Source organism: Bacillus sp. AFS018417, assembly GCF_002560985.1.
GTDB lineage: Bacteria > Bacillota > Bacilli > Bacillales > Bacillaceae_G > Bacillus_A > Bacillus_A rhizoplanae.
Window position 1 is genome coordinate 141,744 of record NZ_NTTM01000032.1, and the last position, 6,297, is coordinate 148,040.

Annotated in this window: 5 protein-coding genes; 4 read left to right on the forward strand and 1 reads right to left on the reverse strand. The window is 34.9% G+C overall.

From position 1 onward, the window contains the following. Positions 1-112: 112 nt before the first annotated feature. The 3 genes from pepT to CN326_RS14795 all read left to right on the forward strand — a co-directional run bounded on the left by pepT (position 113) and on the right by CN326_RS14795 (position 3,203). Positions 113-1,345, forward strand: a complete 1,233-nt coding sequence (pepT, locus tag CN326_RS14785) for a peptidase T (RefSeq protein WP_098309766.1) — start codon at positions 113-115, stop codon at positions 1,343-1,345. A 617-nt stretch (positions 1,346-1,962) separates the two neighbouring features. Next, positions 1,963-2,409, forward strand: coding sequence for a GNAT family N-acetyltransferase (locus CN326_RS14790; protein WP_098309767.1), 447 nt, complete (start codon positions 1,963-1,965; stop codon positions 2,407-2,409). Between the two features lie 368 nt (positions 2,410-2,777). Next, positions 2,778-3,203 carry a GNAT family N-acetyltransferase gene (locus tag CN326_RS14795; protein WP_098309768.1) on the forward strand — a complete coding sequence of 142 codons (426 nt, stop codon included), beginning with the start codon at positions 2,778-2,780 and terminating at the stop codon, positions 3,201-3,203. Between the two features lie 273 nt (positions 3,204-3,476). On the opposite strand, the gene CN326_RS14800 is transcribed toward CN326_RS14795, so the two are convergent. Further along, complete coding sequence (locus tag CN326_RS14800; RefSeq protein WP_098309769.1) at positions 3,477-4,382, reverse strand: DMT family transporter; 906 nt, start codon at positions 4,380-4,382, stop codon at positions 3,477-3,479. 110 nt (positions 4,383-4,492) lie between these two features. On the opposite strand from CN326_RS14800, the gene pdxR reads away from it, so the two are divergent. Beyond that, on the forward strand, positions 4,493-5,884 hold the full coding sequence (pdxR, locus tag CN326_RS14805; RefSeq protein ID WP_176524634.1) for a MocR-like pyridoxine biosynthesis transcription factor PdxR: 1,392 nt from the start codon (positions 4,493-4,495) through the stop codon (positions 5,882-5,884). The last annotated feature ends 413 nt before the right edge of the window (positions 5,885-6,297 follow it).

Below are 6,297 nucleotides of genomic sequence, written 5' to 3' on the forward strand. Positions count from 1 at the left end.
GCAATAATTCTTACGAAAACAGCGAATTTAAAAGATAAAGTCAAAAGAAATAAAAAAATGTGTAATAAGGGCGTATAATAAATAAAGATGTATAAAAAAGGAGTGTAGTAGAATGAAACAGGAAATTATAGAACGCTTTACAAGATATGTTCAGATGGATACACAATCTGATGCAGAAAGTCATACTGTACCATCAACGCCTGGCCAAATTGAGTTTGCAAAGCAACTAGTAGAAGAGTTGAAGTCGATTGGATTATCAGAAGTAACGATGGATGAGAATGGCTACGTAATGGCAACGCTTCCTGCTAATACGGACAAGCAGGTTCCTGTAATCGGTTTTTTAGCTCATTTAGATACAGCTACAGATTTTACGGGGAAAAATGTTAAGCCACAAATTCATGAAAATTTTGATGGTAAGGCAATTACGTTAAATAAGGAACTTGGTGTTGTTTTAACACCAGAATTATTTCCAGAGCTCCCATCTTACCAAGGGCATACATTAATTACAACCGATGGAACAACACTTCTTGGTGCAGATGATAAAGCGGGAATTACAGAAATTATGACAGCAATGAATTATTTATTACATAACCCACAAATTAAACATGGGAAAATTAGAGTAGCATTTACACCTGATGAAGAGATTGGTCGCGGTCCATCCCACTTTGATGTAGAAGCTTTCGGAGCTTCAGTTGCTTATACAATGGATGGAGGCCCACTAGGTGGATTAGAATATGAAAGCTTTAACGCTGCTGGTGCTAAGCTAATTTTTAAAGGGAATAGCACTCATCCTGGTACAGCTAAAAATAAAATGGTCAATGCAACCAAATTGGCAATGGAATTCCACAGACAACTACCAGTAGAAGAAGCGCCAGAACATACAGAGGGATATGAAGGCTTCTACCATCTTATTTCTCTAAATGGTGATGTTGAGCGAAGTCAATCTAACTATATTATTCGTGATTTTGACCGCGCTCATTTTAATACTAGAAAAGAGAATATAACAGCTATTACAAAACAGATGCAAGAGAAGTATGGTGAGGAAAATATCATTCTTGAGATGAATGATCAGTATTACAATATGCTTGAAAAAATTGAACCAGTGAAAGAAATCGTTGATATTGCTTATGAAGCAATGAAAAATCTAGATATCGAGCCGAATATCCAACCAATTCGCGGCGGAACTGACGGTTCCCAATTATCATATATGGGTCTGCCGACACCAAATATTTTTACGGGCGGAGAAAACTACCACGGTAAATTTGAATATATTTCTGTAGATAATATGGAAAAAGCTGTTCAAGTTATTATCGAAATCGCACGATTATTTGAAGAGAAAGCTTAAGAGAAATAAAGTGAAACTAACCGGGCTGTTACCGGCAGTTATCCCCAAACTATCTTCTTTGCTTCTCTCTGAATCTTGAGGTGAGGGTCTTACTGTCCGCGAATAGCGGGATAAACCCGGATAGCGATTTTTTTATTTAGATTCAAGAAATTTGAATCAATCTTTGGTTTAACAAGAATAGACATATAATGTTACACATTATATAAGAATAAAAGAAGCGGATAGTGACAGGCAGAATAATTCTGTATGTTCTATCCTTTTTTTGTACCACAAATGACCTCATTTACCACAACATTTGTATTGGCTGTCCACTTGTTATCAAGTTAATGCTCTCATTGGCTTTTATAAGCCTTTTAATGACTTCATCGACCTTTTTGTCTGAAAAATAAACGAAATCACCTCTCGTGATAGAATTAATGTTCTGTGAAGCGGAACAAAAAAACGGGATAGTATTAAATAATATATTCGAATATCATAAAAAAGGAGGAATTAACACCACAGAAGATGTCTTGACACTCTCACCCATAAAAGGGCAAGTTGGCTAACATCATTGGGATGAAAGTATCGCAAAATCTGTAATAGAGGTAGCAACAACAAAAAATGTGGAGGGGTCCTTAGTGGAGATAAGAAAATATAATTCTGATGACATCAAACAATTTACAGATTTAATGCCAGATTTAGGTTATCCTAGTTCATTAGATGAAATGAAAGTAAGAATGGAACGTATCGAATCTAATCCAAATTATTACACTTTTGTTGCAATAAATAATAATAACTTAGTAGGGATGATAGGAATAACAATTCATACAACGTACACAAACAACGATGAAAAGATTCAAATAACATTGCTAGTTACAAAGAAAGAATATCGCGGTCAAGGTATTGCGAAAGCGTTGATTAAATATGTGGAAGAATGGTCTTTGAAAAGAGGATCTGATTTTATTTATCTTCTAAGTGGAAAAAGTGAAAGAAGGGTAAAAGCACACGAACTATATAAATTCCTTGGTTACGAAGTAACTGGTTATAGGTTTGTAAAGCGTTTGGGAAAAATGAATACTATTTAACAATTGGAGCGAAATTGTTAAATAATTAAATCCCAACTCAAAAAAACTTTTCGACTTCGTCAGTCGTCAGCAGGGGAATAAATTGTCATTCCCAACCCGTTAGCGTGGAACATAGATGATTAGCTATCAATTTCTTGAAATTATACTATGATATGTAAATGATGAACAAGGTGTATATGGGGTGATCCCCTATAAGCTCATCCTTTTTTAAATTTTTTTACGTTTCCTAGCATAGATGTTCCTTCTACTTCAATGAGGGATTATGTTAACTTTTGCATGAATATGATATATACTTAAATCTGAACATTCGGAAGAAAAAGAAGTGCAAAAATGCTAACTTGAAATTATAGAGAGATAGGGGAGGACTTATGGAAAGACAATATACAATCTCAAATTATGCACCAACATTAGAAGAATATAAATATTTATGTTCAGTTGTGGATTGGGAAGATTATATGAACTTTGATGTTGCCGAAATATCATTAAAAAATTCTGTTTTTGCCGTTACAGTTAAGGATGAGAGTAAGGCCATAGGAATGGGAAGAATTGTTGGGGATGGAGCTATTTACTTTTACATTCAAGATGTGGTAGTTCATCCAGATTATCAAGGAATGGATATTGGCAAAAAAATTATGAATGCGTTAGTAGAGTATCTAAAAGAAAACGCACCAAATAAAGCGTTTGTAGGATTATTTGCATCAGAGGGAAAAGAAAAATTTTATGAAAAATATGATTTTAAGAATTACTCACCTAATATGACAGGAATGTTTACTGTAATAACGAAATGTGATTAAAAAATTTATATCGGGGTCCCGCCCCATCGCTATCAAGCTAACAAAACAAAATTCCCCCTAAAATGAAAAAAACGCCATCCTTTCTGTATATTTCTACAAAAAGAATAACGCTTTCTATGAATTATGGATATAAATTCCTCTTAGGTTGATAGTAATGTATGGTGACCCCTATAGTCTATATTCCATTTGTTTAAGTGTTCATGCATTCTTGGTCAACAATCTGAGAACCAAATAAATGAGCTCTATTTTCAAGTTCACAAGACTTATTCCTTCTTAATTAGCTCTTTTTAGAGATAATTTCGCATTTTGCTTCCGAGTTCCAAACCCTAATGCGATGGCAGCGCCAGTACAGCTAGAAAAGCAACCAGCAAACAAATACAATGATGGATCTGACTCACCGATTAAAACGGAAGCTATGCCTCCAATTACCGGGAAAAGTGCAACCATATAGCCACTTTGAGCTCCTCCAATTTTTTCTACAAGCTTCAAATAGAATAACCATGCTACAAATGAAGCAACCAGAGTTAAATATAGCAACACAGATAAGTATGAAAACGATGTTGGAAATATAAATTCTTGTCCTTGAAATAATACAATTAATCCCATCAATATACTGCCCACTGTAAATCCAATGGCATTTGCGTAGATAGGATTCACCTTGTGATTTGCATTTCGTGCTGAGCTGGCATCACCTACTGCTGTAAGAAGCGTACCTAAGATCGCAACCATAATTCCTTTTATGTCATTGGACCCTTGAAAGTTGTTCAAATTCGGATAGATGAGAATACATACGCCTAATACACCCAAAATCCCCCCAAATAAAACGCGTGAATGTAACTTTTCTTTTAAAAAAATCCGGAGAGTAATCGGGGTCAAAATCACCTTTAATGAAAAAACCAATGTTACGATTGCTGCAGAACTCAAAACTGTGGCGTAATAAAGGCATAAGTAGCTTAATGCAAAGTTACATACACCAAAAACTATTACAAATGGGATATCTTTTCTTGTTGGCCTCCCTCTTGGTTGAAGGAACCAAACAAGAATCAAAAATAAAAAGGCTGTCATAACTAAACGATAAGTTAAGGATAATTCCAAGCTGACAGGAGTTCCTTGAATTTTTACTGCTATAAAGTTGAGTCCCCATACAATCAAACAAAATATGTACATAAATATTGTCATAAGTTATCTCCCAAATCAAAATTTTTTCTAAATTCATTATTCATTTATACTGTCATTTCTAAAAGGTACAGTTTACAATAAACACAAATGACAGATGAGGTATTTCAATGATGAATGAACTAATATTTAATATCAATCGAGAAAGTAACACTCCTATGTACCAACAAGTTTATCAATACATACGTACTCAGATTTTATCTGGTAAATTAGAAAGGAATACAAAGTTGCCATCGATTAGACAACTTGCTCTCCAATTAGAGGTCAGCAGAAACACAACTCAGGTAGCCTATGAACAATTGCAATCGGAAGGATATATTCGAAGTGAGAACAAAAAGGGGTTTTTTGTAGAGGCAACTATATCGGATGAGACGCTTAATTATGAACCCATTAGAGAACAGCATCATGAAAAAAATCAAACTGACATAAAAACTATTGACTTTAAGATCGGGACAGTGGATCAAGAGAACTTCCCTTTGAAAAAATGGAGAATGCTTACAAACAAAATCGTTAAAGACTCTAGCATGTTTTCATACGGAGAAAAACAAGGCGATATTAAATTAAGAAAGGTACTAGCAGATTACTTGTTTCAATCAAGAGGGGTTAATACTTCTGCTGAACAGATTATTATTGGCAGTAGCACACAACACTTGTTATTACTTTTGTCGCTGTTGCTAAAGCAAGACTATCATTATTTGGCAGTAGAAGACCCTGGATATGATGTGGCAAGGGAACTATTTGCTCTTCAGTCATTTATCATTGATCCGATCCCGGTAAAAGAACAAGGCATCCAAGTCGATCGCCTTTTAAAGTCGCCTTCTAGACTTTTATATGTCACTCCTACTCACCACTTTCCATATGGAGTAGCTATCCCCGTCAATGAAAGATTAAAGTTAATTCAATGGGCGAAAAGGGTGGAAGGATATATTATTGAGGATGATTACGATAGTGAATTTCGATACATCCATCAACCTATACCGTCTCTTCAAAGTTTAGATTCTAATGATAGGGTGGTTTATTTAGGAACTTTTTCAAAAGCACTGCTACCTTCTATCCGTGTCAGTTATATGGTTTTACCTAGGAGGCTAGTAAGTGAATATAAAAAGATACTCCCTTTTCTTGAGCAAACATCCTCATCTATTCATCAGAGAACACTGGCGACCTTTATGAATGAAGGATATTGGTACTCACACTTAAGGAAGATGAAAGCTTTGTATAAACGTAAAATGAATCTATTGAATAGTGAATTACTAAAACACTTTAAGAATTATGTTGAAATAAAAGGTGGTAGCTCCGGAATTTTCGTTATTATTGAAGTTAAAACAAAAATGAGTGAAAAAATGCTAATTGAAAGGGCATATGAACACGGAATTGCAGTTTATCCTTGCTCAAAATATTTCTCGAAATATGTACCACAATATCCACATATTCAACTTGGATTGGGTAATTTATGTGAAGAAAAGATAATAAAAGGAGTATCTCAACTAGCAAAAATTTGGTTGTAATCTTGATTTTTTCCCTAAAAAAGTTTTTTCGTTTTTCCTATTAGGGGTAGCACCACATCGCTATCAAGCTAAGATTTTAAAGTACCCCCTAAACGAAAATTTTGTGTTTTTTATAGCACCGAAGTTCATTTTTATCGTTTTGGGGCAACCTGTTCTGTTAGGTTGATAGGCATGTGGTATTTACTTTTCTTAGCTTGATGGCGATGGGGCACTGACGGCAAAACGCGGATTTTATACGCTAAGGATATGCAGGATTTCATGCAGGCTACGAAAACGGTTTAAACTGCCTAATGCTGTTGTAACAGGGATGTATGAAATCCTGCATACAGCGGAGGGAACAGAAGGCTGGAAAACTCTTGATATGAACGGATTTCTGGGATTTGATTACTGCTGATAATGATATGTTATGTAAA

Excerpts from the sequence above, each read along its gene's own strand:
- CN326_RS14795 (WP_098309768.1), top strand. The coding sequence starts at position 2,778 with ATGGAAAGACAATATACAATCTCAAATTATGCACCAACATTAGAAGAA.
- CN326_RS14800 (WP_098309769.1), bottom strand. The coding sequence starts at position 4,382 with ATGACAATATTTATGTACATATTTTGTTTGATTGTATGGGGACTCAAC.
- pdxR (WP_176524634.1), top strand. The coding sequence starts at position 4,493 with ATGAATGAACTAATATTTAATATCAATCGAGAAAGTAACACTCCTATG.
- pepT (WP_098309766.1), top strand. The coding sequence starts at position 113 with ATGAAACAGGAAATTATAGAACGCTTTACAAGATATGTTCAGATGGAT.